General features: G+C 69.7%; 25 protein-coding genes. 17 read left to right on the forward strand and 8 right to left on the reverse strand.

Features of this window, described 5'->3' with window-relative positions:
• The first annotated feature begins 16 nt into the window (after positions 1-16).
• The 4 genes from AB0N22_RS07085 to AB0N22_RS07100 are packed head-to-tail and all read left to right on the forward strand — an operon-like array spanning position 17 to position 3,918.
• The gene (locus AB0N22_RS07085; protein WP_364637556.1) at positions 17-742 is read left to right on the forward strand and encodes a GntR family transcriptional regulator; all 726 of its coding nucleotides are present in this window, start codon (positions 17-19) and stop codon (positions 740-742) included.
• Positions 743-769: 27 nt separating this feature from the next.
• Positions 770-2,065: a PTS transporter subunit EIIC gene (locus AB0N22_RS07090; RefSeq protein WP_364637558.1), complete on the forward strand. Its 1,296-nt coding sequence runs from the start codon at positions 770-772 to the stop codon at positions 2,063-2,065.
• Positions 2,066-2,123: 58 nt separating this feature from the next.
• On the forward strand, positions 2,124-2,615 hold the full coding sequence (locus tag AB0N22_RS07095; protein WP_364637560.1) for a PH domain-containing protein: 492 nt from the start codon (positions 2,124-2,126) through the stop codon (positions 2,613-2,615).
• The gene (locus AB0N22_RS07100; RefSeq protein ID WP_364637562.1) at positions 2,599-3,918 is read left to right on the forward strand and encodes a PH domain-containing protein; all 1,320 of its coding nucleotides are present in this window, start codon (positions 2,599-2,601) and stop codon (positions 3,916-3,918) included. The genes AB0N22_RS07095 and AB0N22_RS07100 overlap by 17 nt, the downstream gene beginning before the upstream one ends.
• A gap of 77 nt (positions 3,919-3,995) precedes the next feature.
• Here the strand turns inward: AB0N22_RS07100 and dusB are convergent, their stop codons facing one another.
• The 3 genes from dusB to AB0N22_RS07115 all read right to left on the reverse strand — a co-directional run bounded on the left by dusB (position 3,996) and on the right by AB0N22_RS07115 (position 7,206).
• Positions 3,996-5,138, reverse strand: a complete 1,143-nt coding sequence (gene dusB / locus AB0N22_RS07105; RefSeq protein WP_364637564.1) for a tRNA dihydrouridine synthase DusB — start codon at positions 5,136-5,138, stop codon at positions 3,996-3,998.
• Between the two features lie 75 nt (positions 5,139-5,213).
• Entirely contained in the window at positions 5,214-5,795 is a 582-nt protein-coding gene (locus AB0N22_RS07110) for a hypothetical protein (RefSeq protein WP_364637566.1), read from the reverse strand.
• 25 nt (positions 5,796-5,820) lie between these two features.
• Positions 5,821-7,206 (reverse strand): glycine--tRNA ligase, encoded by a 1,386-nt coding sequence (locus tag AB0N22_RS07115; protein WP_364637568.1) that lies wholly within the window; start codon positions 7,204-7,206, stop codon positions 5,821-5,823.
• Between the two features lie 187 nt (positions 7,207-7,393).
• Between AB0N22_RS07115 and AB0N22_RS07120 the strand changes: the two genes are divergently transcribed.
• The 7 genes from AB0N22_RS07120 (at position 7,394) to nagB (ending at position 14,786) form a co-directional block, all read left to right on the forward strand.
• The gene (locus tag AB0N22_RS07120) at positions 7,394-8,509 is read left to right on the forward strand and encodes an ROK family transcriptional regulator (protein ID WP_364637570.1); all 1,116 of its coding nucleotides are present in this window, start codon (positions 7,394-7,396) and stop codon (positions 8,507-8,509) included.
• Positions 8,510-8,577: 68 nt separating this feature from the next.
• Positions 8,578-9,831 carry an extracellular solute-binding protein gene (locus AB0N22_RS07125; RefSeq protein ID WP_364637572.1) on the forward strand — a complete coding sequence of 418 codons (1,254 nt, stop codon included), beginning with the start codon at positions 8,578-8,580 and terminating at the stop codon, positions 9,829-9,831.
• A 105-nt stretch (positions 9,832-9,936) separates the two neighbouring features.
• Positions 9,937-10,839: a sugar ABC transporter permease gene (locus AB0N22_RS07130; protein ID WP_364637574.1), complete on the forward strand. Its 903-nt coding sequence runs from the start codon at positions 9,937-9,939 to the stop codon at positions 10,837-10,839.
• Entirely contained in the window at positions 10,836-11,654 is an 819-nt protein-coding gene (locus tag AB0N22_RS07135; RefSeq protein WP_364637576.1) for a carbohydrate ABC transporter permease, read from the forward strand. The genes AB0N22_RS07130 and AB0N22_RS07135 overlap by 4 nt, the downstream gene beginning before the upstream one ends.
• On the forward strand, positions 11,651-13,099 hold the full coding sequence (locus AB0N22_RS07140; protein WP_364637578.1) for a glycoside hydrolase family 3 N-terminal domain-containing protein: 1,449 nt from the start codon (positions 11,651-11,653) through the stop codon (positions 13,097-13,099). The genes AB0N22_RS07135 and AB0N22_RS07140 overlap by 4 nt, the downstream gene beginning before the upstream one ends.
• Positions 13,096-14,028 carry an ROK family protein gene (locus AB0N22_RS07145; RefSeq protein ID WP_364637580.1) on the forward strand — a complete coding sequence of 311 codons (933 nt, stop codon included), beginning with the start codon at positions 13,096-13,098 and terminating at the stop codon, positions 14,026-14,028. Before AB0N22_RS07140 ends, AB0N22_RS07145 begins: the two co-directional genes overlap by 4 nt.
• Complete coding sequence (gene nagB / locus AB0N22_RS07150) at positions 14,016-14,786, forward strand: glucosamine-6-phosphate deaminase (RefSeq protein ID WP_364637582.1); 771 nt, start codon at positions 14,016-14,018, stop codon at positions 14,784-14,786. Before AB0N22_RS07145 ends, nagB begins: the two co-directional genes overlap by 13 nt.
• Positions 14,787-14,847: 61 nt before the next feature.
• Here nagB and ugpC read toward each other — a convergent pair whose 3' ends face one another.
• The gene (ugpC, locus tag AB0N22_RS07155) at positions 14,848-15,924 is read right to left on the reverse strand and encodes a sn-glycerol-3-phosphate ABC transporter ATP-binding protein UgpC (protein WP_364637584.1); all 1,077 of its coding nucleotides are present in this window, start codon (positions 15,922-15,924) and stop codon (positions 14,848-14,850) included.
• Positions 15,925-16,075: 151 nt separating this feature from the next.
• On the opposite strand from ugpC, the gene AB0N22_RS07160 reads away from it, so the two are divergent.
• The 5 genes from AB0N22_RS07160 to AB0N22_RS07180 all read left to right on the forward strand — a co-directional run bounded on the left by AB0N22_RS07160 (position 16,076) and on the right by AB0N22_RS07180 (position 19,586).
• Positions 16,076-17,005 (forward strand): metal ABC transporter substrate-binding protein, encoded by a 930-nt coding sequence (locus tag AB0N22_RS07160; RefSeq protein WP_364637586.1) that lies wholly within the window; start codon positions 16,076-16,078, stop codon positions 17,003-17,005.
• Positions 17,006-17,040: 35 nt separating this feature from the next.
• Entirely contained in the window at positions 17,041-17,775 is a 735-nt protein-coding gene (locus AB0N22_RS07165) for a metal ABC transporter ATP-binding protein (protein WP_364637588.1), read from the forward strand.
• The gene (locus AB0N22_RS07170; RefSeq protein WP_364637590.1) at positions 17,772-18,623 is read left to right on the forward strand and encodes a metal ABC transporter permease; all 852 of its coding nucleotides are present in this window, start codon (positions 17,772-17,774) and stop codon (positions 18,621-18,623) included. Before AB0N22_RS07165 ends, AB0N22_RS07170 begins: the two co-directional genes overlap by 4 nt.
• Entirely contained in the window at positions 18,623-19,018 is a 396-nt protein-coding gene (locus AB0N22_RS07175; protein ID WP_364637592.1) for a transcriptional repressor, read from the forward strand. The genes AB0N22_RS07170 and AB0N22_RS07175 overlap by 1 nt, the downstream gene beginning before the upstream one ends.
• Positions 19,019-19,151: 133 nt before the next feature.
• Entirely contained in the window at positions 19,152-19,586 is a 435-nt protein-coding gene (locus tag AB0N22_RS07180; protein WP_364637594.1) for a GNAT family N-acetyltransferase, read from the forward strand.
• Positions 19,587-19,595: 9 nt separating this feature from the next.
• On the opposite strand, the gene AB0N22_RS07185 is transcribed toward AB0N22_RS07180, so the two are convergent.
• Both AB0N22_RS07185 and cimA read right to left on the reverse strand, forming a co-directional pair.
• Positions 19,596-20,369 carry a hypothetical protein gene (locus tag AB0N22_RS07185; protein ID WP_364637596.1) on the reverse strand — a complete coding sequence of 258 codons (774 nt, stop codon included), beginning with the start codon at positions 20,367-20,369 and terminating at the stop codon, positions 19,596-19,598.
• A gap of 43 nt (positions 20,370-20,412) precedes the next feature.
• Positions 20,413-21,999, reverse strand: coding sequence for a citramalate synthase (gene cimA / locus AB0N22_RS07190; RefSeq protein ID WP_364637598.1), 1,587 nt, complete (start codon positions 21,997-21,999; stop codon positions 20,413-20,415).
• A gap of 194 nt (positions 22,000-22,193) precedes the next feature.
• Between cimA and AB0N22_RS07195 the strand changes: the two genes are divergently transcribed.
• Positions 22,194-22,889, forward strand: a complete 696-nt coding sequence (locus tag AB0N22_RS07195) for a hypothetical protein (protein WP_364637600.1) — start codon at positions 22,194-22,196, stop codon at positions 22,887-22,889.
• A 28-nt stretch (positions 22,890-22,917) separates the two neighbouring features.
• Here the strand turns inward: AB0N22_RS07195 and AB0N22_RS07200 are convergent, their stop codons facing one another.
• Together AB0N22_RS07200 and AB0N22_RS07205 are read right to left on the reverse strand one after the other, a co-directional pair.
• Positions 22,918-24,342 (reverse strand): aspartate ammonia-lyase, encoded by a 1,425-nt coding sequence (locus tag AB0N22_RS07200; protein WP_364637602.1) that lies wholly within the window; start codon positions 24,340-24,342, stop codon positions 22,918-22,920.
• Between the two features lie 159 nt (positions 24,343-24,501).
• Complete coding sequence (locus AB0N22_RS07205; protein WP_364637604.1) at positions 24,502-25,602, reverse strand: branched-chain amino acid aminotransferase; 1,101 nt, start codon at positions 25,600-25,602, stop codon at positions 24,502-24,504.
• Between the last annotated feature and the right edge of the window lie 7 nt (positions 25,603-25,609).

Below are 25,609 nucleotides of genomic sequence, written 5' to 3' on the forward strand. Positions count from 1 at the left end.
TCGAGGGGGTTCTCGCGTGCTGAACGACAGCCTGCTTCCCAAGCATGCTCAGCTCCGTGCTGCCCTCCTCCGGACGATCGACGAGGAGCTCCAGCCGGGCGCGATGATCCCGTCCGAGCGCGACCTGACGGTCCGCTACGACGTCAGCCGGGCCACGGTCCGCGCTGCCATCAGCAGCCTCGTCAACGAGGGGCGGCTCACCACCGTGCCGGGCCGCGGGACCGTCGTCACCCGCCCCCGGGTCGAGAGCAACCTGCACCTCGCCTCGTTCACGCAGGACATGCGCCAGCGCGGCCACCGCCCCAGCACCGAGGTGCTCGCGTGCGCAGTCGTGACCGCGGGCGAGGTCACCGCCAAGGCGCTCGGCCTGACCCCGGGCGACCGGCTGTGGGAGATCGAGCGTCTGCGCCTTGCCGACGACGAGCCCATGGCGCACGAGATCAGCTGGTACCCCGAGGCCGTCTTCCCGGCACTTGGCGACGAGGACCTCAACGGCTCGATCTACGCAGTCCTCGAGTCGACGTACGGCGTCGTCATCACCGACGCACACCAGACCACGTGGGCCGAGCAGGCCGGGCCCACGTACGCGCACCTCCTCGAGGTGGCCGAGACCGCTCCGGTCATGGCCTTCGATCGCGTCGGGTCCTCCAGCGAGGGACCCGTCGAGCAGACCATCAGCCGCTACCGCGGCGATCGCTACCAGTTGTCGATGGGCCTGCAACGAGGCCCTTCCGCCCGCTGAGTCCGAAGCACCACCAACACGATGGGAATGAACATGACCGCGATATCCGCCGGACGACGAGGCTTCAACCTCGCTCCGATCCAGAAGTTCGGCCGCAGCCTCATGCTGCCGATCGCCTCGCTGCCCGTGGCGGCGCTGCTGCTGCGGCTCGGGCAGCCGGACCTGCTCGGCGCGGACGGCCTCGGCTGGGACAAGCCCGCCGCCGTCATCGGCGCAGCGGGCGGTGCCATCTTCGACAACCTGCCGTTGATCTTCGCCCTCGGCGTGGCCATCGGCATGGCCAAGAAGGCCGACGGGTCGACGGCCCTCGCCGCCGTCGTCGGCTACCTCGTGTTCAACGCGGTCTACAAGGTCACCGTCCCGATGGTCATGACGGTCGACGAGAGCAACCAAGGCGCGGTCGACAAGGGCTACGGCGTCCTCGGCGGCATCGTGATCGGCCTGACCGCTGCCTTCCTGTGGCAGCGCTACTACCGCATCAAGCTGCCGGACTACCTCGCGTTCTTCGGCGGCCGTCGCTTCGTCCCGATGATGACGGCCTTCGCGGCCATCATCCTCGCGGTGCTCATGACCCTGGTCTACCCCGCGTTCAACACCGGCCTGACCAACGTGTCCGACTGGGTCGCCGACAACGATGTCATCGGCGGGTTCGTCTACGGAACGCTCAACCGGCTCCTGGTCCCCCTCGGCCTGCACCACATCCTCAACTCCGGACCATGGTTCCTCTTCGGCTCGTACGAAGGCGCCACCGGCGTCGTCACCGGCGACATCCCCCGCTTCCTCGCGGGCGACCCGACTGCCGGTGCGTTCCAGACCGGGTTCTTCCCGATCATGATGTTCGCCCTCCCGGCCGCCGCACTGGCGATCTGGCAGGAGGCCAAGCCCGTCCACAAGAAGGCCATCGGCGGCATCATGATCGGCGCCGCGCTGACGAGCTTCCTGACCGGTGTCACCGAGCCCCTCGAGTTCTCGTTCATGTTCGTCGCGTTCCCGCTCTACGTGATCCACGCGGTGTTGACCGGGACCTCGATCGCCCTGACCAACGCGTTGGACATCCGTGACGGCTTCGGGTTCTCGGCAGGCCTGTTCGACTTCCTGCTCAACTGGAACATCGCGGAGAAGCCCGGTCTCCTGATCGTCATCGGCCTCGGCTACGCGGTCGTCTACTACTTCCTCTTCCGGGCCGTGATCCGGTGGTGGAACCTCAAGACGCCCGGCCGTGACGACGAGGTCGACGACGGCGGCGCGGCTGCGCTGATCGACCAGGAGATGAGCGGCGACTCCACGTCGGCGCCGAGCACCTCGGCACCGCCGAAGGCCTGACCCGTCCGGAGCGCCCGTCGTGCACCCGCACGGCGGGCGCTCCGCGTATGGTCGCGACGTGGACGATCTCTTCACTCCCCCGTCGGGAGACTGGCAGCGTGTCTCGCCGAAGCTGGCCACGATCCGCCGCATCCGGATCGCCATCCCGTCAGTCGTCGTGGCGCTCGTCGGCGTCGCCCTGCTGGTCCTGCTGCCCGACCTGTGGTGGATCGGCGCGCTGTGCCTCGCGGTGGCCGGGGCCGCCGTCGTGTGGGGCTGGATCTGGGCCGGCCGCAACCAGCGCAGCTGGGGCTACGCCGAGAACGACGACGACCTGCTGGTGACCAGCGGCGTGATGTTCAAGCGGCTCGTCGCGATCCCCTACGGCCGGATGCAGTTCGTGGACGTCCAGGCCGGCCCCTTGGCCCGGGCGTACGGCGTCGCGACCGTCACGCTGCACACCGCCAGCGCCGAGACCGCGGCAGACATACCGGGACTCCCGTCCGCCGAGGCGACCCGACTGCGCAACCGGCTGACCGAGCTCGGTGAGGCACATGGCGCCGGACTCTGACCCGCCGCCCGAGGCGGCCGGCTCCCGCACCCATCCGCTGACGTCGATCGTCCAAGGCACGCGCTGGGCCGCGGCGGCGTCCGTGGGCCTGGTCAGCTCGATCTTCACGGGTGACGGTTGGGGCGACATGAACCCCCTGCTGAGCTTGGCGATCTCGATCGGTGGCGGCCTGGTCTTCGGCATGGTCTTCGGCTGCCTGGGCTGGCTGTTCACCCGCTACGTCATCGACGGCGACGAGCTGCGTATCAACAGCGGCGTCGTCACGAAGTCGTCGCGCCGCATCCCGTACGAACGGCTCCAGTCCGTCGACATCGCCGAGCCCTTGGTGGCGCGCGTGTTCGGCCTCGCCGAGCTCCGCATCGAGATGGCCGGGGGCAAGGACTCGCGCACGTCGCTGCGGTTCCTGACCCTCGCCGATGCCCGTGACCTGCGCCGCGTGCTGCTCACGCGTGCCCATGGCGAGTCGGGCGAGGACGGTGCGGGCGAGGAGCAGCGCACGGTCATCACGACGGTCCCGCCCGAACGCGTCATGATCGGCACGGTGCTGTCGCTCGACTTCCTGTTCGCGGCCACCGGCTCGGTCGTCCTGGTGATCGGGGCGATCTGGTACGGGCAGCTCGTCGTCGCGCTCGGCGGCATCGTCCCGCTGGGGACCTGGCTCGCCCAGATCATCGCCAAGCGGATCCTGCAGCAGTGGGACTTCACCCTGTCGCGCGGCCAGGGCGGCTTGCGGATCGAGCGCGGACTGCTGTCCCGCACGTCGCAGACGATCCCGTTCGCGCGGGTGCAGGGCGTCGCGATCAAGGAGCCGTACGTCTGGCGGCGGTTCGGCTGGCTGCGCCTCGAGGTCGACGTCGCGGGCTATGCGGCGCACACCGGCGACGACGAGGGCGTCGAGTCCTCCTCCATCCTGCTGCCGATCGCCGACCGGGTCCTGGCGGACGCGGTGATCGCCGAGCTCGTCCCGGGGTCAGCCGTCGACGACGTGCAACGCACCACCGCACCCGCGCGCTCGCGTGCCTTCGCCCCGATCGGCTGGCGCTATCGCTGGGTCGGCGCCGACGAGCGTGCGTTCGTCGCCCGCGAGGGCTGGATCGAGCGCACCACCAGCATCGTGCCGCACCACAAGACGCAGTCCGTCGAGCTGCGGCAAGGTCCTCTGCAGCGCCGGAGGCGTCTCGCGACGATCGAGGTGCACACGCCGCAGGGCCCGGTCGACGCCGACGGTCGCAACCTCGACGAGCGCGACGCCCGACGCGTCGTGCTGGCGCAGCTCGAGCGGGCCCGGGCCGCCCGCACCTGACCCAACGACCCAGATGTGGATCCTGGTGCACCACCCGTCTGCACGCGGTGGTGCATGCCCGTCCAAATCTCGGTGCGTCAGCCGCCCGAGGTGGCGTCCTCGGCGAGCGGGTCCATCGGCGTGACCAGGTCGCGCGAGTCGAGCCAGCCGTCCGGGACCGACACCTTCTTGGGCGTGCCCTGCCGGCCGCGGGGGGTGCCGAGCTCGTGCACCGGGTAGGGCTCGGCCGGGTCGAGCCGGCCGAGCAGCTCGTCGAGATCCGCGTACGACGACACCATACCCAGTCGGCTGCGGACGTCCTTGCCCGCGGCGAAGCCCTTGAGGTACCACGCGATGTGCTTGCGGAACTCGATGCAGCCTCGCTCCTCGCCCATCAGGTCGCCCAGCAGCTCTGCGTGCCGGCGCATGACGCCGGCGACCTCGCCCAGGGCCGGAAGCTCCACGACCTGCTCGCGGGCGAACGCCGCGGCGAGGTCGCGGAACAACCACGGCCGGCCCAGGCAGCCGCGCCCCACGACGACGCCGTCGCAACCGGTCTGCTCGACCATGCGGATCGCGTCGGCGGCCTCCCAGATGTCACCGTTGCCGAGCACGGGGATGTCGACGGCGGCCTTGAGCTCGGCGATCGAGTCCCAGTCGGCGCGCCCCGAGTAGTGCTGCACCGCGGTGCGCCCGTGCAGCGCGATCGCGGCACAGCCGGTGTCCTGCGCGATGCGCCCGGCGTCGAGGTAGGTCAGGTGCTCGTCGTCGATGCCCTTGCGGGTCTTCATCGTCACCGGCACGCCGTACGGGCCGGCGGCCTTGACCGAGGCCTCGAGGATCTCGCCGAGCAGCGTGTCCTTCCAGGGCAGCGCCGCACCGCCGCCCTTGCGGGTCACCTTGGGGACCGGGCAGCCGAAGTTGAGGTCGACGTGGTCGACGCCGTGGTCGGCGCACAGGATCTCGACGGCGCGGCCGATCGTGTGCGGGTCGACGCCGTAGAGCTGCACCGATCGGACCGTCTCGTTGGCCGCGAACGTCAGCATCGCCAGGCTCGTCCTGTCGCCCTCAACGATCCCACGCGACGTGATCATCTCGCAGACGTACAGGCCGGCACCCTGCTCGGCGCAGAGCTGCCGGAACGCAGCGTTGGTCACGCCCGCCATCGGGGCGAGCACGACCGGGTTGGGGACCTCGAGGGCTCCCAGCCGAAGGGTGCGCGGCAACGTGGCGGTGGACATGCGCCCATTGTCTCAGGCCGCCCGCAAGCCCTCGAGCGGTGAGTACGCGTCCAGGTCACCGCTCTGGGGTCGGGGCTACGGGGTCCAGGTGATGGCGTCCTTGGTCGACCCGGTCTGCAGGTCGACCGACTGGAGGGCCTTGCCCTTCGGCACGAGGTAGACGAGGCACAGCTTGGCCGTGGCGCCGGGCAGGAAGCTCTTGGGCAGAGTCGAGTTGCGGCACGGCTTGAAGGTGCCGACGATGTCGTTGGCCGGCAGGTTGGTGTTGCTCGAGTCGTGCGCGAAGATCGGCAACGCCGCTCCGCCGAGGCCGGCCGGACCCTCGTTCTTGACCGTCACGTCGACGTAAAAGGGCGAGGACGACTTGGTGTCCTCGTCGAGCGAGAAGAACGTGAAGTCACGCTTGATCGAGCCCTTGCGGACGGACGAGACGGTCACCGTGATCACGCTGGCCGCCTTGTCGCCGACCTGGTAGACCACGCTCGCCGGCTTGTCCTCGGTCAGCGTCGTGCCGCCCTTGGTGAGCGTGACGCCCTCGGGTACCTCGAGCCCCTTGGGCACCGGCACCTCGTCGGACTTCTTGTCGTCCGAGGAGCCGGAGCACCCGGCGACGAGCACGAGCGCGCCGACAGCAGCGACGATCCTGGATTGCTTCACGCGCCGATTGTCGCGCACGCCCGGATCAGCAGCCCGGCAGGCGCGCCGCCAACCAGGACGTGACCTGGTCCAGCGCGATGCGCTCCTGCGTCATCGAGTCGCGCTCGCGGATCGTCACGGCCTGGTCGTCGAGCGTCTCGAAGTCGACGGTGATGCAGTACGGTGTGCCGATCTCGTCCTGCCGGCGGTAGCGCTTGCCGATCGCCTGCGCGTCGTCGAAGTCGACGTTCCAGAATCCCCGCAGCTCGGCCGCGAGCGCCCGGGCCTTGGGCGACAGCTCCTCGTTGCGCGACAGCGGCAGCACCGCGGCCTTGACGGGGGCGAGGCGCTTGTCGAGCTTCAGCACGGTGCGCTTGTCGGTGCCGCCCTTGGCGTTGGGCACCTCCTCCTCGACGTACGCGTCGATCAGGAACGCCATCATCGAGCGGTTGACGCCCGCTGCCGGCTCGATGACGTACGGAGTCCAGCGCTCGTTGTTGGCCTGGTCGAAGAACTGCAGGTCCTTGCCGGAGTGCTCGCTGTGCGTCTTGAGGTCGAAGTCGGTGCGGTTGGCGATGCCCTCGAGCTCACCCCACGTCGAGCCGGCGAACTCGAACCGGTACTCGATGTCGACGGTGCGCTTGGAGTAGTGCGAGAGCTTCTCGGCCGCGTGCTCGTAGAGCCGCAGGTTCTCCGGATCGATGCCCAGGCCGGTGTACCAGTCCATGCGGGTCTGGATCCACGTCTCGTGCCACTCCTCGTCCGTGCCCGGCTCGACGAAGAACTCCAGCTCCATCTGCTCGAACTCGCGGGTGCGGAAGATGAAGTTGCCCGGCGTGATCTCGTTGCGAAAGCTCTTGCCGATCTGGCCGATGCCGAACGGCGGCTTCTTGCGCGAGGTGGTCATGACCTGGCCGAAGTTGACGAAGATGCCCTGGGCCGTCTCGGGTCGCAGGTAGTGCAGGCCCTCCTCGGACTCGACCGGGCCGAGGTAGGTCTTGAGCAGGCCGTTGAACATCCGCGGCTCGGTCCACTCGCCGCGTGTGCCGCAGTTGGAGCACGCGATCAGGTCCATCGTGACGGTGTCGGGGTCGTCGATGCCCTTCTTCTCGGCGTACGCCTCCTGGAGGTGGTCCTGGCGGAAGCGGTTGTGGCAGTGCCGGCACTCGACCAAAGGGTCGACGAAGGCCGCGAGGTGGCCCGACGCCTGCCAGACCGCGGTCGGCAGGATGACCGACGAGTCGAGCCCCACGACGTCGTCGCGGCCCTGCACCATCGAACGCCACCACTGCCGCTTGATGTTGTCCTTGAGCTCGACGCCCAGCGGGCCGTAGTCCCACGCGGACTTGGTGCCGCCGTAGATCTCCCCGCACTGGTAGACGAAGCCGCGGCGCTTGCTGAGGCTGATGACGTTGTCGACGGTCGATGCCATGGGGTGATTCCAATCCGGCTGGGTGTCGGCGGGCCTGTGCACCTCATCGTGATGACGTACGCCCGGGGGTCCGCCCCACTTTAGTCGGCGGCCTGCTGCTGCCCCGCGGCGGGCGGAGTCGGCCCATTCGCACAAATCTTCCCGGAATCCCTTGACCCCGAGTTTGTTAGTACGCTTTATTAACTATGTGACGCAGATCAACGAGGCCCGCCGCCCCACTGCCGGTCGACGTCCGGTGGGCAAGGTCCGCCCGGCGGACACCCGCCGGCACCACCGCGCGCTGATCCTGCAGCAGCTGGTCGACGACGGTGCCCGCAGCCGCGCCGACCTGGCTCGCGAGACGTCACTGACCCGCGTCACGATCTCCGACCTCGTCGCCGAGCTCATCGACGAGGGATTCGTCAGTGAGCTGGGCACGCGTCCGGGCACCCACATGGGCAAGCCGGCCACCTTGGTGGGCCTCTCGGGCAAAGCACCCGTCACGATCGCGCTCGACCTGTCCGCCGACGGCGTGCTCCTGGGCGGCGTCGTCGACCTCGACGGCAACGTCCTGGCGCGGGAGCAGGTCCCGTTCGTCAAGGGCGACGACCTCTCGGTGATCGCCGACCTGGCCGTCCGGCTCCAAGGCTTGACCGACCGGCGCATCCTGGGCGTCGGCATCGGCACGCCGGGCATCGTCGATGCCGACGGCACCGTGGTCCTGGCCCCCAACCTCGGCTGGACCGAGCTCGACCTCTCCGGCGAGCTCTCCCGGGCGATCGGGCTCCCGGTCCACGCCGGCAACGACGCCAACGTCGCGGCGGTCGCCGAGAGCGCCTTCGGCGCCGGGGACGACGGCGGCCTGCTGCTCCTCACGATCGGCCAAGGTGTCGGCGGCGGCGTCATGATCGACGGCCGAGCCCTCTCCGGTCCCCTGCAGTCGGCCGGCGAGATCGGTCACGTCGTGGTCGACCCCGACGGCAGGCAGTGCGCCTGCGGCAACCGCGGCTGCCTCGAGACGTTCCTCGCCGCACCCGCCCTTCGTACGCTCGACAGTGACGCCGCTCGTGCTGAGGTCGGCACGAAGCTCGCCTCGGTGCTGACGCCGGTCGTCACGACGCTCGGCATCGCCGACGTCGTGCTCTACGGGCCGGCCGAGCTGCTCGAGGGCCCGCTGCTGGACGCCGTCCGCAGCGCCCTCGCCCACCAGACCCTGCCCTTCGTCGCCCAGCGCGTCCAGATCCGACTGGCCCCGCTGGACGACGAGCTCGTGCTCACGGGCGCAGCTGCGCTCGTGCGCTATCGCGAGCTAGGGGTGGTGTGACTGCCTCGACCGCTCGACCGACCGAACTCCCCCACGTACGACCAGAACGATTCGAAAGAGGACAATCCATGAAGCTCACCAAGATCGCGGCAGCGACGGCGGCCTCCGCCCTCGCGCTGACCGCACTCGCCGCCTGTGGCGGCAGCAGCGACGGCGGCGAGTCAGAGGGCGGCTCCGACACCGTCACCCTGTGGCTGGCCGGCAAGGAGGACACGCCCAAGAAGGTCGAGGACTGGCTCGTCAAGGAGTTCGAGGCGCAGCACAAGGGCAAGAACCTCAAGGTCCAGCACATCGACTGGGGTGAGCTCATCCCCCGCCTCAACACCGCCCTGCAGAGCGACAAGACGCCGGACGTCGTCGAGGTCGGCAACACGCAGGCCGCGACCTTCACGAGTGTCGGTGCGTTCACCGACCTGACGGACAAGCTGGACGAGCTCGGCGACGACATCGGGCCCAAGAGCTTCGTCGAGGCCGGCACGTACGACGGAAAGGTCTCCGCGGTCCCCTACTACTGGGGCTCGCGCTACATCTTCTACAGCAAGAAGGCGTTCAAGGACGCCGGCATCGAGGTGCCGACGACGCTCGACGACTTCACGCAGGCGGCGTCGAAGCTCCGGGCCGATGGTGACGCGAAGTACTCCGGCTTCTGGCTCCCCGGCCAGGACTGGCGCAACGGCATCAGCTGGATCTTCGCCAACGGCGGGGACATCGCCAAGCAGGAAGACGGCAAGTGGGTCGCGACCCTCTCGTCCCCCGAGAGCGTCAAGGGCCTCACGGAGCTCCAGGGTCTCTACGAGAAGGCGACCACGGCACCCAAGGACGGCAAGGACGCCGAGCCGTGGACGGCGTTCAACAACGGCGAGGCCGCCATGTTCATGGCCCCGAGCTGGGCCCGCTGGAGCGTGGACGAGAAGCGGGCCAAGGACCTCGGCGGCTTCGCCCTCCCAGGCGTCGACGGCGGCGCTGCACCGGTGTTCGCCGGCGGCTCCAACCTGGGCATCTCGGCCAAGTCCAAGAACCAGGACCTGTCGTTCGACCTGCTCAAGCTGATCTACAGCGATGAGTTCCAGCAGCAGCTGGCCAAGAACGGCCTCGGACCGGCCAACGACAGCTTCACCAGCCTCATGGGTGACGACGAGTTCGCCAAGGCCGCCGTCGCGGCCGCCAGCAACTCCAAGCTGACCCCGGCGTCGCCGGAGTGGGCGTCGGTCGAGAGCGCCAGCATCATGGAGGAGTTCTTCGGCAAGATCGCCAGTGGCGAGGACGTCGCAGCGACGGCCAAGGCCACCGACGACAAGCTCAACGCAGCACTCAACAAGTAACGCACCGACCCGCTGAGCCTGACGTTTCTGCGGCAACACGCCGAGGGACCCCAGCAGAGACGTCAGGCTCAGCGCGTGCGTCAGGACCATGGAAGGGAGGGACCCATGAGCAGCACCCGTCTCAGGCGCAAGGCCGCACCGTACGCCCTGCTCGTCCCGGCCATCCTGGTCGTCATCATCGGCATGGCCTATCCCCTGGGCCGGCAGCTCCTGCTGTCGTTCCACGAGTTCGGCCGTGCGCAGCAGTTCGGCCAGCCCGCACCGTGGGTCGGCCTCGACAACTACCGCGACCTCGTCACCGACCGCACGATGTGGACCGTCATCGCGCGCTCGCTGGTCTTCTGCGTCGTCAACGCCTCCATCACGATGGTCCTCGGCGTCCTCGTCGCGGTGCTCATGAAGCGGGTGTCGACCGTCCCACGCCTGGTGCTGCAGGTCAGCATGCTGCTGGCCTGGGCCATGCCGGTCATCGCCGCGATGACGGCGTGGCAGTGGCTGTTCGACACCCGCTACGGCCTCGTCAACTGGTCGCTCCGCAAGATCGGCCTCGCCGGCTTCGACGACCACAACTGGCTGATCGATCCGCTCTCGTTCTTCTTCGTCGCGAGCGTCATCATCATCTGGATGAGCGTGCCGTTCGTCGCCTTCACGGCGTACGCGGCGCTGACCCAGGTGTCCGAGGAGACGCTCGAGGCGAGCCACCTCGACGGCGCCTCGGCGATCCAGCGGTTCCGCCACATCATCTATCCCACGATCAGGCCCGTCCTCACGATTGTGATGCTGCTGCAGCTCGTGTGGGACCTGCGGGTCTTCGCGCAGATCAACTTCCTGCAGAACGTCGGCGGCACCCCGAGCGAGACCCATCTGCTCGGCACCTACATCTACGCGCTCGGCATCGGGCAGAACGACTACGGCTCGGCCTCGGCCATGGCCATGTTCGTCCTGGTCCTGACGCTCGCCCTGACCTTCCGCTACGTGCGGTCCCTGCTCAAGGAGGAACCCCGGTGAACGCCAGAGCCCGCATGTGGGGCGTCCTCGCGATCGTCCTGGCCCTGATCTGGGCCTTCCCCGTCTACTGGATCATGAACAGCGCCTTCCAGCCGGTCGAGGCGCTCCGCTCCCCCAACCCCTCGTTCCTGCCGGACTTCAGCGCGTCGGGCTTCGGCCGCGTCTTCGACGACTCGTTCGTCGACTCGCTCAAGCTCAGCCTCACCGTCACGCTGCTCGCGATCGTCGCGGCAGTGCTGTGCGGCTTCGTCGCGGCCGTCGCGATCTCGCGGTTCCGGTTCCGCGGTCGCCGGTCCTTCATCTTCACGGTGCTCGCGATCCAGATGATCCCGCCCGAGGCGCTGTTCATCTCGCAGTACAAGATGCTCAACGACTGGGGCCTGCTCAACAGCGTCATGGGGCTCGGCCTGCTCTACACGGCGCTGATCCTGCCGTTCACGATCTGGATGCTGCGAGGCTTCGCCGACGGGATCCCGATCGACCTCGAGGAGGCGGCGATGACCGACGGCTGCAGCCGCACCCGGGCGTTCTTCACGATCACGTTCCCCCTGCTCGCACCCGGCCTCGTCGCCAGCAGCGTCTATGGCTTCCTGCAGGCCTGGAACGAGTACACCCTTGCCGTCGTGGTCATGGATCCGTCCAACCGCACGCTGCCGCTGTGGCTCAAGGGGCTGACGGACGTCTCCAACGAGGCGGTCGACTGGCCGGCCGTGATGGCCGGCGCCACCCTGGTCGCCGCACCCGTCATCATCTTGTTCATGATCGTGCAGAACCGGATGACCTCAGGCATGGTCGGCGGGGCGGTCAAGGGATGAGCGACGGCACGGCCGACGTCCGACGACTCGCGCACGGCGTCATGCTCGGCGCCTTCGCCGGCCCCGTGGTGCCGGACTGGCTGCCCACGGCGTACGCGCAGGGGCTCGCCGGGATCTGTCTCTACGGCAACAACATGGCGCCGGGGTCCGACCTCGCCGACCTCGCGCGATCGGTGCGGCGTCTCGACCCCACCGCGGTGCTCGCCCTGGACGAGGAGGGCGGCGACGTGACCCGCCTTCACGCTCACGCGGGCAGCCCCCATCCGGGCAACGCCGCTCTCGGCGCCCACGACGACGTGGCCGCGACGAGGGCGGTCGCCGCCGGGATCGGCGCCGAGCTGGCCCGCGCCGGGGTCTGGCTCGACCTCGCCCCGAGCGCCGACATCAACAGCGACCCGCGCAACCCCGTGATCGGGACCCGCAGCTTCGGGGCCGACCCCGCACGGGTCGCCCGGCACACCGCCGCGTACGTCGAGGGGCTCGCCTCGCAAGGCGTCGCGGCCTCCGTCAAGCACTTTCCGGGTCACGGCGACACCAGTGCGGACTCGCACCTCGGTCTCCCCCGCGTCAGCGTCGGTGCCGAGGTGATCCGCGACCGCGAGCTCGTGCCGTTCATCGCCGCCGCGGACGACGCGGCGACGATCATGACCTCCCACGTGCTGCTGGAGGCGTTCGACGACCAGGAGCCCGCCACGCTGAGCCGCGCCGTCCTCACCGGGCTGCTGCGCGACGAGCTGGGGTTCGGCGGGGTCATCGTCACCGATGCTCTGGACATGGCCGGTGCCAGTGCCGAGCACGGCATCGGCGGCGCCGCGGTGCTGGCGCTCGCAGCCGGTGCCGACCTGCTGTGCCTCGGCCCCGAGCACATCGAGTCACCGGGCACGCTCGCGCTGGCCGTCGACGCGGTCTGCCGCGCGGTGGACTCAGGAGACCTGCCGCTGGACCGCCTCACCGAGGCGGCCAAGCGCGTCGACGCGCTGCGGACGACCTGGAGCGACCTGACGGTGCGCGACGACGCGGACGACGTCATCGCCGCGGCACGGCAGGCCTCCCGCGAGATCGCCGCCGCGCTCGTGGCGGACGCGCCCTCGTTCGCCGGACCCGCGACCGTCGTCCGCATCGACACCGGCACCAACCTCGCGGTCGGCGAGACGCGCTGGGGTCGGCTCGATCTTGGTGGTGACGTCGTGGACCTGACGCTCGAGGACCTCGACCGGACACCGTTGCTCGACGGCGACGTCGCGATCGTCGTCCGGCGCGCGACGTCGGAGCCTCGTGCGTGGAACTGGATCCGGCGCCAGCTGGCCGCCAACGACCGCGCGGTCCTGGTGGAGCTGGGCTGGCCCGACCCAGCCCTCGACGACCTCGACCACGTCGTGTGCACGTACGGGTCCGCCGCCGTGCTCACCGATGCGCTGGCCACCACCCTGCGAGGAGACCGATGAAGATCCGTCTCGGCCTCGACATCGGCGGCACCACGGTCCACGGCATCGCCGTGACCGCCGCCGAGCCGCACGACCTCGTGGTCGAGACCACCCACCTGACGCGCAAGGGAGCCGACGGGGTGGTCGGCGGCGCCCTCGAGATGGTCGCCGCGCTGCGGGCCTCCCTGCCTGCCGACGCCGAGATCATCAGCATCGGGCTCGGTGTGCCCGGCGTCGTCCACGGCGGAGCGGTGACCCACGCGGTCAACCTGGGCCTCGACGGCGAACCTCTCGACCTCGCCGCAGCCGTCTCGCTCGGCGCAGGTGGCGTCACGACCACGGTGGAGAACGACGTGAAGGCAGCGACGCTCGGCGGCCTGCAGTGGCTGCGCGACCAGGGCTTCGACGTCCACGACCTGGCGCTGCTCAACGTCGGGACCGGCATCGCCGCCGGGCTGCTGCTCGACGGTCGGCTGCGCCACGGCTCGCGGGGCATGGCCGGCGAGATCGGCCACCTGGTGCACGACCCGACCGGGCCGCTCTGTCCCTGCGGCCGACGCGGGTGCCTCGAGCTGTACGCCTCGGGCAGCGGCCTGCGGCGGCAGTGGGCCGGCACCGCGGCGGCGCTGTTCGACGCCGCGGAGTCCGGCGATGCCGAGGCCATCCGGATCCGTGACGAGCTGACCTCCGGCATCGCCCAGGCCATCAGCATCCTCGTCTACAGCGTCGACGTGGCGTGCGTGCTCGTGACCGGCGGCGTCGTCTCGGCGACCCCCGCCCTCCGCGACGCGATCCTGGCCCGGCTCCGCGCCGACGAGAACACCTCGTTGGGCCGGCTCGCCGGCATAGCCGACCGCGTACGGTGGTTGCCGGCCGGACATCCGGCCGGTGCACTGGGCGCCGCGCTGTTGGGTGCCGGAGATGAGGGGGCTCGCTCGTGGAAGTGGTGATCGTCGAGGACCGCGACGCCGCCGGCGTGCTCGTCGCCGACATCGTCGCGACGCACGTACGTCCGGGAGCCGTGCTGGGCCTCGCGACCGGCTCCTCGCCGTTGCCGGCCTACCGTGAGCTGGTCCGCCGCCGCAGCGCCGGCTCGCTGGACCTCTCCGGATGCCGCGCGTTCCTGCTCGACGAGTACGTCGGCCTGCCCCGCTCGCACCCCGAGTCGTACCACTCCGTCATCCGCCGCGAGTTCACCGACGAGGCCGGGCTGGAACAGGTCGACAGCCCCGACGGTGAGGCCGACGACATCCCCGCCGAGGCCGCGCGCTACGAGGCGGCGATCTCCGAGGCCGGTGGCGTCGACGTCCAGCTGCTCGGCATCGGCACCGACGGACACCTCGGCTTCAACGAGCCGGGCTCCTCGCTGGCTTCCCGGACCCGTGTCAAGACCCTGACCCGGCAGACACGCGCCGACAACGCCCGGTTCTTCGACTCGATCGACGAGGTCCCCCGGCACGTGCTGACCCAGGGGCTCGGCACGATCCTCGACGCCGGGCACCTGGTGCTCATCGCGACGGGCGAGGGCAAGGCCCCGGCCGTGGCCACCGCGGTCGAGGGGCCGGTGTCCGCATTCTGCCCGGCCTCGATCCTGCAGCTCCACCCGAGGGCCACGGTCGTCGTCGACGAAGCCGCGGCCACCGGGCTGCAGCTCGCCGACTACTACCGCGAGGCCTGGGACAACAAGCCAGCCTGGCAGCGCTTCTGACGTACCGGTCCTCGAGCCGGTCGAGAGGGCATCCCCTCGACCGGCCCAAGGACGTCAGGCGTCAGCCGAGCCGGCGGCCCGAGTCGGTCGCGAAGACATGCACGCCGGCGGGATCGTCGGGCGCCAGGAAGATCGTCTCGCCCTTGGCCGGCGGCCTGCGCCAGTCGGCTCGCGCCACGATGGTCCGCTCGGAGCCACCCACGTCGGTGCGCCCGTAGACGTAGGCGTCCGCGCCCAGCTCCTCCACGACGTCGACCTCGAGCTTGAGCCCACTGTCGCTGATCACGAGGTTCTCGGGGCGGATGCCGAGGGTCACGCTCGTGGCGTCGGCGTCCGCGAGGGTGTCGCGGGCCACCGGGACGACAAGGTCACCAAACCGCACCCCGCCGTCGACGACCGCCAGCTCCATCAGGTTCATGCTGGGCGAGCCCATGAAGCCCGCCACGAACAGGTTCGCCGGCTTGTCGTACATCTCGCGCGGCGCTGCGCACTGCTGGAGCACGCCGTCCTTGAGCACCGCGACACGGTCGCCCATCGTCATGGCCTCGACCTGGTCGTGCGTCACGTAGACGGTCGTGGTGCCGAGCCGGCGCTGCAGCTGCGCGATCTGCGTGCGCGTCTGGACGCGCAGCTTGGCGTCGAGGTTGGACAGCGGCTCGTCCATCAGGAACACCCGCGGCGATCGCACGATGGCGCGCCCCATGGCGACCCGCTGGCGCTGACCACCGGACAGGGCCTTGGGCTTGCGGTCGAGGTACTCCGTGATGTCGAGCATCGCGGCCGCCTCGGCGACCCGCTTGCTGATGTCGGCCTTGTCGGCACCGGCGATCTTGAGGGCGAAGCCCATGTTCTCGGCGACCGTCATGTGCGGGTAGAGCGCGTAGTTCTGGAAGACCATCGCGATGTCGCGGGCCTTGGGCGGCAGATCGGTGACGTCCTCCTCACCGATGAGGAGTCGCCCCTCGTCGACCTCCTCGAGCCCGGCCAACATGCGCAGGGAGGTGGACTTGCCGCAGCCGGACGGTCCCACGAGGACGAGGAACTCGCCGTCCTCGACGTGGAGGTCGAGCTGGTTGACCGCCGGGCGGTCCTGACCCGTGAAGACGCGGGTGGCTTTGTCGAACGTGACTGATGACATGCTGATGTATCCCTTCACCGGCAGGTACGTGCCGGACGATCCGAGTGATGGGTGAGTGCGTGGTGCCCGCTCATCGTACCGTGACCCACGTCACGTCCGTCCGGCCGCACCTCAGTTGACAACCATTCCCAACTACTTGAGAATCGTTCTCATGAAGAAGCCTCTCGCCCTGCTCGGCGCCCTGCCGCTCGTCCTCCTCCTTGCCGCGTGTGGCAGCTCGGCGAAGGGTGACGACACGACGACGGTCGTCGCGTCGTTCTACCCGTTCGCGTTCGTCGCCGAGCAGGTCGGGGGCACCCACGTCGAAGTCGAGAACCTCACGTCCCCCGGCGTCGAGCCGCACGACCTCGAGCTCAAGCCCAAGCAGGTCGGCGAGGTGCAGAACGCCGACCTCCTGGTCTACGAGGAGCACTTCCAGGCCGCTGTCGACGACGCCGTGGAGCAGGCCGACCGATCGAAGGACGACACCATCGACGTGGCCTCGATCGTCGAGCTCAAGCCGCTCCAGGAGGGTGCCGAGGACGGCCACGACCACGGCGAGGAGGGGCACGACCACGGCGAGGAGGACCCCCACACCTGGCTCGACCCGGACAACATGATCGCGGTGACCAAGGCCGTCGAGTCCAAGCTCTCGGCAGCCGACCCCGATCACGCCTCCGACTACGCCGCCAACGCCGCCCAGCTCACGTCCGAGCTCGAGAAGCTCGGCACCGAGTTCGAGACCGGGCTCGAGAGCTGCCGGACCCGCACGATCGTCACGAGCCACGCGGCATTCCAGTACCTCGCCGCCCGCTACGACCTGACGCAGGTGCCGATCGCGGGCCTCGATCCGGCCAACGAGCCCTCTCCGTCGCAGCTCGCCGACATCACGGACCTCGTCCGCAAGGACAAGATCAGCACGATCTTCACCGAGGAGCTGGTCAGCCCCGCGATCGCCGACACGATCGCCAAGGAGACCGGAGCGACGACCGCTACGCTCGACCCCATCGAGGGACTGTCGGACGACACCAAGGGCCAGACCTACCTGACGCTCATGCGCAAGAACCTCGAGACCCTGAAAGAGGCGAACTCCTGCACATGACGACCGATCCACAACAGCCGCTGAAGGCTCGCGGCGTGAGCGTGGCACTCGATGGTCGACCTGTCCTGCGACAGGTCGACCTCGACGTGTCGGCGGGTGAGTTCGTGGCGCTGCTCGGCGCCAACGGTTCCGGCAAGTCGACGTTCGTCCGCGCGGCCACTGGGCTGATCCCGAGGAGCGCCGGCACCGTCGAGCTCTTCGGCACGCCCCTCGACCGCTTCCACGACCGGCACCGCATCGGCTACGTCCCCCAGCGCTCGCGCGCCGTCGCCGGCGTGCCCGCGACGGTGCACGAGGTCGTGATGAGCGGCCGCCTGGCCCACCGCAGGCTCTTCGGATGGAGCAACAAGGCCGACGCCGCCGCCGTCGACGGCGCGATCGCCCGCGTCGGGCTGCCGGACCGTACGAGATCGTCCCTCAGCGAGCTCTCCGGCGGTCAGCAGCAGCGTGTCCTGATCGCGCGGGCCCTGGCGTCCGAGGCCGAGCTGCTCGTGATGGACGAGCCCACCGCGGGGGTCGATCACGACAACCAGGAGTCCCTCGCGGAGCTGCTCGGCGGACTCGTGCACGAGGGCTCCTCGGTGCTGCTCGTCGCCCACGAGCTCGGCCCGCTGCGCCCGTTGATCGACCGGGCCGTCGTGCTGCGCGACGGCGAGGTCGCGTACGAGGGGCCGTGCGAAGGCGTCGTCGGCGAGGACCATGCGCACGTGCACACGCACGGCGTGCCCCCGACGCCCGAAGGCTTGACCGGCGAAGGCGTGTGGCGATGATCGAGCTTCTCGACTACGACTTCATGCGGCGGGCGCTGGTCGCCGCGGTGTTCACCGGCCTGGCCGCGCCCGCGATCGGGACGTTCCTCGTCCAGCGTCGCCTCGCCCTGCTGGGCGACGGCATCGGCCACGTGGCCCTGACGGGCGTCGCGCTCGGCCTGCTGACCGGCGTCGCCCCGGTCCTGACGGCGGTCGTCGTGGCCGTCCTCGGCGCCGTGGTCATCGAGCTCCTGCGCATGTTCGGCCGGACGAGCGGAGACGTCGCGCTCGCGATCCTGTTCTACGGCGGCCTCGCCGGCGGCGTGCTGCTCACCGACCTGGCCGACGAGAGCGCGTCGGTGCTCAACAACTACCTGTTCGGCTCGATCACGACCATCTCGGACGGGGACCTGACGGTCGTCGCGATCCTCGCGGTCATCGTGATCGCCCTCGCCGTCGGGCTCTCGCCACAGCTGTTCGCGCTGTGCCAGGACGAGGAGCACGCTCGGGTCAGTGGCGTGCCGGTGCGCGTCTACAGCATCCTCATCGCGGTTCTCGCGGCCGTGACCATCACCGTCGCGATGCGCACCGTCGGGCTGCTGCTGGTGTCGGCGTTGATGGTCGTGCCCGTCGCGGCGGCCCAGCAGCTGACCCGCAGCTTCCGCGCGACGCATGCCGCCGCCATGGCGATCGGGCTGTTCGCCGCGCTGGGCGGCGTCGTGTCGAGCTATGAGATCGACACCCAGCCCGGTCCGACGATCGTCCTCCTCGCACTCACAGTGTTCGCGGTGGCGGCGTTGCTCGCGACCACGACGAGACGCCTGCGCAGCCGGCGTCATCCAGTAGATTTCGCACGAGGAGACATCTGATGGTCGAAGCACCCCGCAACACCCGCCAGCGTCGCGCCGTCGTCGCGATCCTCGAGGACCTGGACGGCTTCGCCAGCGCTCAGGAGATCCACGACATCCTCAAGCGCCGCGGCGAGTCCGTCGGGCTCTCGACGGTCTACCGCAGTCTCCAGGTGCTCGCCGACGCGGCGGAGGTCGACGCGCTCCGCAACGACGACGGCGAGGTCCTCTACCGCCAGTGCAGCGCGGGGCACCACCACCACCTTGTCTGCCGCTCCTGCGGACGTACCGTCGAGGTCGAGGGACCCACGGTCGAGCGCTGGGCCGACAAGATCGCCGAGGAGAACGGCTTCCAGGACGTCGCGCACACGCTGGAGATCTTCGGCACCTGCAACACCTGCGTGAGCACCCGCTAGGGCTCGCCGCGCGCTCCGTCCCCGAACCCGGGCGGGCCGTTACCCAGGTGACGAGCCTTGCCCTGACGGCTCCATGGGTCACTCCTCTCGTCCGCCGGACATCATGCGCGAAGGCGCCTCCTAGGCTGGGCGCATGACCATCCGCACCGTCGCCGGCGACGAGCTGACCGCCCAGGACGTCTACGACATCTGGAAGATCCGCGACGCGGTCTTCGCCGTCGAGCAGCACGTCGACGAGGAGGACGTCGACGGACGCGACCTGCTGGCCGCCACGACCCACCTCTGGCTCGCGGACGCCGACGGGCCGACGAGCTACCTGAGGGTCTACGTGGGCCCGGACGGTGTGCGGCACATCGGCCGCGTCTGCACCCGCAAGGACCAGCGTGGCCATGGCCTGTCGGGCCGCCTGATGGCGGAGGTGGCCCGCCTGTGGGGTGACGGCGAGCTGCAGCTCAACGCGCAGGCCCATCTCGAGCGGTGGTACGAGTCGTTCGGCTACGTGCGCACCGGCGACGACTTCGTCGAGGCCGGCATCCTGCACACCCCCATGACGAGGTCCGCCCGCTGAACAGCAGCGTCAGGGCCGGCCCGCCCCGGTGTCGGCGGTGACCTCGGCGATCGCCTCGGCGACGTCGCCCTTGACCACCGTTGCGTAGTCGTCGACGGCCTCGGCGACCGCCAAGAACTCCTCGGCGTAGCTGAAGGAGAACGACTGACGGCTCTCGATGCGGTCGGCGAGCAGGGTTGCCTGGTCGACGACGTACTGCGCGGCGTCGCGCACCTCCTGGGCCAGATCCTCCTGCCCCTTGGGGACGCGGACCCGATCGAACGCGTCGCGAGCACGCACGAACGCCGGGATCAGCTCGTTGCGGACCCGTGAGCTCGTGGTGATGAAGCCGTAGCCGACGTAGTCGGTCGCCCGCAGCTCCAGCACCTTGCGGGCCGCGACGATGAAGTCGAGCGCCACGTCGGCCCTGCGCAGGGTGGCGCTGAGCCGCTTGAAGGGACGCAGCACGGTCGCCTCGGTCTGCAGGGCCTCGGCGTACGACGGTGAGTGCTCCCGCCCGTAGGCCGGCGCGTCGGCGAGGCGCGGCGGGTCAGCGATCGCCCGGTCGATCACGGTGCTGAGACCGCCCGGATCCGTGGCGTCGGCGGCCTCGACCTTGGCGATGACCGAGGTCCTGAACTGCTGGACGTCGGCCAGGTAGTCCAACGCGGTCGTCTCGGCCTCGTCGACCTGCTGCGACTGCCGCTGGTCCTGCACCACGACGAGCACGCCGATGACGGCCGCGATCACGACCGTCAGGATGACCGGCAGGGCCATCGCGAGCCTGCGCGTCGGGGCACTCACCCCCACACGTTCGCAGCGTGGCGGAACCGGGTCAATCCCGGCGTCAGCCGTTGGTGCGCGACGCCACCCCGTGACGCCGAAGGCCGTACGTCAGCGCGTCCACCAGCGCCTCCCACGAGGCCTCGATGATGTTGGCGCCGACGCCGACCGTCACCCACGAGTCCTTGCCGTCGGAGGTCTCGATCAGCACCCGCGTGACGGCGTCCGTCCCGTGTCCCTGGTCGAGGATGCGCACGCGGAAGTCGATCAGGTGGAAGCGTGCCACGTCCGGGTAGACCTGCTCGATCGCTTGGCGCAGGGCGTGGTCGAGGGCGTTGACCGGCCCGTTGCCCTCGCCGATCACGGCGAGGCGCACGCCACCGGCCACGAGCTTGACCGTGGCCTCGGCGACGGCGTCGTCGCCACGCGCCGACTCGGCCAGCACGCGCCAGGACTCCACGTCGAAGTACGAGGGCCGCGCGCCGTCCATCTCCTCGGCCAGCAGCAGCTCGAACGAGGCATCGGCGGCCTCGAACGTGTAGCCCGACTGCTCCATGGCCTTGACGCGATCGGTCACCCGCGCCAGCCGTGCCGGGTCGTCCGCGAGGTCGAACCCGAGCTCCTTGCCCTTGAGCTCGATCGTCGCGCGGCCGGCCATCTCCGACACCAGGAGCCGCATGTCGTTGCCGACGAGGGCGGGGTCGATGTGCTGGTAGAGGTTGGGGTCGACCCGGATCGCGCTGGCGTGGAGCCCGGCCTTGTGCGCGAACGCCGAGACGCCGGTGTAGGGCTGACGGGCCGAGGGCGGGTAGTTCGTGATCTCGGCGATCGCGTGCGAGATGCGCGACGCGTCGGCGAGCCTGCCCTCGGGCAGTGCGGGCTGGCCGAGCTTCAGCTCGAGGTTCGCGACGCACGTGATGAGGTCGGCGTTGCCGGTCCGCTCGCCGTAGCCGTTGACGCAGCCCTGCACGTGCGTCGCACCGGCCTGGACGGCGGCCATCGAGTTGGCGACCGCGCAGCCGGTGTCGTTGTGGGCGTGGATCCCCAGGCGTACGCCGGTCTGCGCGACGTCCGCCACGATCTCGGTGACCCAGTGCGGGAGCATGCCGCCGTTGGTGTCGCACAGGATGACGACCTCGGCGCCCGCGTCGCCGGCAGCACGGACCACCTCGAGCGCGTAGTCGCGGTTGGCGCGATAGCCGTCGAAGAAGTGCTCCAGGTCGACGAACACCCGCTGGCCCTCCTCGCGCAGGTAGGTCACGGTGTCGCGCACCATCGCGAGGTTCTCCTCGAGCGTCGTCCGCAGCGCCTCGGTGACGTGCCGGTCATGGCTCTTGGCGACCAGCGTCACGACGGAGGCTCCGGAGTCGCGAAGGGCCTGGATCAGCGGGTCCTCGGACGCCTGCACCCCGGCGCGCCGGGTCGCGCCGAACGCCGCGAGCGTCGCGTGCTTGAGGTCGAGCTCCTTGGCCGCGAGCGCGAAGAACTCGGTGTCCTTGGGGTTCGAGCCGGGCCAGCCGCCCTCGATGTAGCCGACACCGAGGTCGTCGAGGTGGCGCGCGATGTGCATCTTGTCCTGCACGGAGAGGTTGAGCCCCTCCTGCTGCGCGCCGTCGCGCATCGTCGTGTCATAGACGTGGAAGTCGCTCACGCTCTGGTGTCCTGCGTTCACTGCGGTGTCCTTCGGTCCGGTCGCATCTCGGTCGGTCATCGATCGTGCTGGCATAAAAAATGCCCCCCAGAACATGGGAGGCAGCGCGTCGGGGGCTTGGTGTCAGTGCCCGGCGCGCCTGTGGATAATGATCGAGATGCTCTGCATGCGGCTCAGTCTAGACTGATCGACCTATGACCGCCAGACCCGTCCCGCTCGACCTCGAGCCCACCGTCATGTACGCGGTCATGACTCCCCAGCCGTTGGAGTCCGAGGACCTGATCCCGGCGCCCTCGCCCGAGCTGCTCCGCCACTACGGTTCGTCCGATGTCGCGATGCGGCGGCTGCGGTCCCGGCCGCACCAGCGGCTGATCCTGCGCCAGACGAGCCTCGAGGACGCCGCGTTCGCGATCCGTGACGCCCGCGTCGACGCCCTCATGCTGGCCGAGGAGCACGACGGCGTCGTGATCGACCTCAGCATCCCCAGGGTCGTCGAGACGCGTGCGTCAGACGTGTCGCTGGCGCACGCGACGCAGTGGTACACCGTCGACTACCAGGACCTCCCGGACGGGCGCCTCACGACGATCGGCCTGCGGTCGTTCGGGCTGCCGGAGATCGTCGTCGAGCGCGTCGACGAGTCGGCGCACGCGATGTTCAGCGCGGTCCTCGCCGGGCTCGTCCACCGGCTCCTCGCCGAGTGGCCCGCCAACGACCCGGTCGGCCGGGCGACGGTCACGCTGCGCGACATCGCGTACGGCTTGGGCGATGCCGAGGCTGCCTCGACCCCCAAGGGGCGGTCGATCGAGCTCGACATCGCGTACGACGCCGACGACATGCTGCTCGTCGTGACGCTCGACGGCGATCCCGCCGAGTCGCTGTTCGCTCCCTGACCTGCCGACACAGGCCCGGAGCGCGGCCTCACGTCGACTCGTGCGTGCTGCGCTTGGGTGCCAGGTGCGCCAACGTCTCGGGGCGCAGGATCAGCTCGAGCTTCTCGGGCGGGAGCAGCCGGCGCTCGATCACGATCTCGGCGACGCCACGGCCGGTCGCCAGCGCCTCTTGGGCGACGTCGGTCGCGGCCGCGTAGCCGATGTACGGGTTGAGGGCCGTGACGAGGCCGATCGAGTTCTCGACCTCGCTGCGCAGCAGCTCGACGTTGGCGGTGATGCCGTCGACGCAACGGGTCGCGAGCACCAAAATCGCCTCGCGCAGCCGTGAGATGCCTGCCGACAGCGAGTAGCAGATGACCGGCTCGAAAGCGTTGAGCTGGAGCTGCCCGGCCTCGGCCGCCATCGTGACCGTCATGTCGTGGCCGATGACCTGGAACGCCACCTGGTTGACGACCTCGGGGATCACCGGGTTGACCTTGCCGGGCATGATGCTCGACCCGGCCTGCACGGCCGGCAGGTTGATCTCGTTGAAACCGGCCCGCGGGCCCGACGACAGCAGGCGCAGGTCGTTGCAGATCTTCGACAGCTTGACCGCGACCCGCTTGAGCGTCCCGGACAGCTGCACGAACGCGCCGCAGTCCTGCGTCGCCTCGATCAGGTCGACGGCGCTCTCGAGCGGGAGCCCGGTGATCTGCGAGAGGTGCGAGCAGGCGGCCGGCACGTAGCCCTCGGGGGCGTTGAGCTGCGTGCCGATCGCCGTGGCACCGAGGTTGATCTCGTGCAGGAGGAGCACGGCCTCCGAGAGCCGGCTGCGGTCCTCGGAGATCATGAGCGAGTACGTCCGGAACTCTTGGCCCAGCGTCATCGGCACGGCATCCTGCAGCTGGGTGCGCCCCATCTTGAGGACGTCGTGGAACTCGTCGGCCTTGGCGGCGAACGAGGCCTCGAGCACGGCCATGGCCTCGAGCAGCGCGTGGGTCGCGAGGATGATCGCGATCTTGACGGCCGTCGGGTAGACGTCGTTGGTCGACTGGCTCAGGTTGATGTGCTCGTTGGGGTGCAGGACGTGGTAGTCGCCCTTCTTGTGGCCCATCAGCTCGAGCGCCCGGTTGGCGATGACCTCGTTGGCATTCATGTTGGTCGACGTGCCGGCGCCGCCCTGGATCACGTCGACGATGAACTCGTCGTGGAGCTCCCCGCTGCGGATCTCCTCGCACGCATCGCGGATCGCGGCGAACCGCTCGTCGTCGAGCAGGCCGAGGTCGTGGTTGGCCGAGGCCGCCGCCTCCTTGACCGCTGCCAGCGCCTCGACGAGGAACGGACTCGTCCCGATCGGGATGCCGGTGATCGGGAAGTTCTCGAGGGCGCGGAGCGTGTGGACTCCCCAATAGGCCTCGAGCGGGACGTCACGGTCGCCGATCAGATCATGTTCGGAACGCGTGGCAATGGTCATGGTTCAGCCTCCAGAAGCGGGGCGCGACGTTGAGCCCCACATGGCGACCATAGAGCAATCCGACGACCACGTGCGAAGTGGATCACTGTACTCACGAGTACAGTGATCCACTTCACATCGACGTGGTCGGGATGCGGCCTTCCCGGCGGTGCGTACCGCTCAGGCGGGGACGATCTGCTGCATCCAGCCGTGGCGATCTGCCGCGCGGCCGTACTGGATGTCGACCAGGGCCGACCGGATGTCGGTGGTGATCTTGCCGGCCTCGCCGTCGCCGCTCACGGCCTCGCCGCCGTCCCACTTGAGCGAGGCGATCGGCGTCACGACCGCTGCCGTGCCGCAGGCGAACACCTCCGTGATCGAGCCGTCGGCCGTGCCGTCGCGCCACTCGTCGATGCTCACGCGCCGCTCGGTCACGTCGTAGCCGAGGTCGCGCGCGATCTGCAGGATCGAGTCACGGGTGACCCCCTCGAGGATCGAGCCGGAGAGCTCGGGGGTCACGATCGATCCGTCCGAGTGCACGAAGAACAGGTTCATGCCGCCGAGCTCCTCGACCCACCGGTGCTCGGTCGAGTCCAAGAACGCCACCTGCGCGCACCCGTGCTCAGCCGCCTCCTGCTGCGGCAGCAGGCTGGCTGCGTAGTTGCCGCCGCACTTGGCCGCGCCGGTGCCGCCGGCACCCGCCCGCGAGTACTCCGAGGAGAGCCAGATCGACACGGCCTCGACCCCACCCGGGAAGTAGGCACCCGCTGGGGATGCGATCACGGCGTAGGTCACGTGCTGGCTGGGCCGCACGCCGAGGAAGGCCTCTGAGGCGTACATGAACGGTCGTAGGTAGAGGCTCATCTCGCCGCCCGACGGCGCCCAGGCGCGGTCGGCGGTGACGAGGTCGCGGATCGACCCCAGGAACCAGTCGGTCGGCAGCTCCGGCAGCGCCAGCCGGTGCGCCGAGCGCTGCATGCGCTCCGCGTTGGCTTCCGGCCGGAACGACCAGATCGAGCCGTCCTCGTGCACATAGGCCTTGAGGCCCTCGAAGACCTCCTGCGCGTAGTGCAGCACGGCGGTGGCCGGGTCGAGCATGAGCGGACCGTAGGGCACGACGCGGGCGTCGGCCCAGCCCGTCGCAGGTGTCCATTCCGCGAGGAACATGTGGTCGGTGAAGTGGTTGCCGAAGCCTGGGTTGGCGAGGATGGCCTCACGCTGGTCGTCGGCCTTCGCGGCGGGGTTGGGCTCGAACCTGCTCGCGAAATGGTTGGAAGTCATAGTAATC

Source organism: Aeromicrobium sp. NPDC092404 (assembly GCF_040684095.1).
Taxonomy (GTDB): Bacteria; Actinomycetota; Actinomycetes; order Propionibacteriales; family Nocardioidaceae; genus Aeromicrobium.

Coding starts and splice junctions, on each gene's coding strand:
- AB0N22_RS07090 (WP_364637558.1), top strand. CDS start 770: ATGAACATGACCGCGATATCCGCCGGACGACGAGGCTTCAACCTCGCT.
- AB0N22_RS07100 (WP_364637562.1), top strand. CDS start 2,599: ATGGCGCCGGACTCTGACCCGCCGCCCGAGGCGGCCGGCTCCCGCACC.
- dusB (WP_364637564.1), bottom strand. CDS start 5,138: ATGTCCACCGCCACGTTGCCGCGCACCCTTCGGCTGGGAGCCCTCGAG.
- AB0N22_RS07115 (WP_364637568.1), bottom strand. CDS start 7,206: ATGGCATCGACCGTCGACAACGTCATCAGCCTCAGCAAGCGCCGCGGC.
- AB0N22_RS07125 (WP_364637572.1), top strand. CDS start 8,578: ATGAAGCTCACCAAGATCGCGGCAGCGACGGCGGCCTCCGCCCTCGCG.
- AB0N22_RS07130 (WP_364637574.1), top strand. CDS start 9,937: ATGAGCAGCACCCGTCTCAGGCGCAAGGCCGCACCGTACGCCCTGCTC.
- AB0N22_RS07140 (WP_364637578.1), top strand. CDS start 11,651: ATGAGCGACGGCACGGCCGACGTCCGACGACTCGCGCACGGCGTCATG.
- AB0N22_RS07145 (WP_364637580.1), top strand. CDS start 13,096: ATGAAGATCCGTCTCGGCCTCGACATCGGCGGCACCACGGTCCACGGC.
- ugpC (WP_364637584.1), bottom strand. CDS start 15,924: ATGTCATCAGTCACGTTCGACAAAGCCACCCGCGTCTTCACGGGTCAG.
- AB0N22_RS07160 (WP_364637586.1), top strand. CDS start 16,076: ATGAAGAAGCCTCTCGCCCTGCTCGGCGCCCTGCCGCTCGTCCTCCTC.
- AB0N22_RS07170 (WP_364637590.1), top strand. CDS start 17,772: ATGATCGAGCTTCTCGACTACGACTTCATGCGGCGGGCGCTGGTCGCC.
- AB0N22_RS07175 (WP_364637592.1), top strand. CDS start 18,623: ATGGTCGAAGCACCCCGCAACACCCGCCAGCGTCGCGCCGTCGTCGCG.
- AB0N22_RS07180 (WP_364637594.1), top strand. CDS start 19,152: ATGACCATCCGCACCGTCGCCGGCGACGAGCTGACCGCCCAGGACGTC.
- AB0N22_RS07195 (WP_364637600.1), top strand. CDS start 22,194: ATGACCGCCAGACCCGTCCCGCTCGACCTCGAGCCCACCGTCATGTAC.
- AB0N22_RS07200 (WP_364637602.1), bottom strand. CDS start 24,342: ATGACCATTGCCACGCGTTCCGAACATGATCTGATCGGCGACCGTGAC.
- AB0N22_RS07205 (WP_364637604.1), bottom strand. CDS start 25,602: ATGACTTCCAACCATTTCGCGAGCAGGTTCGAGCCCAACCCCGCCGCG.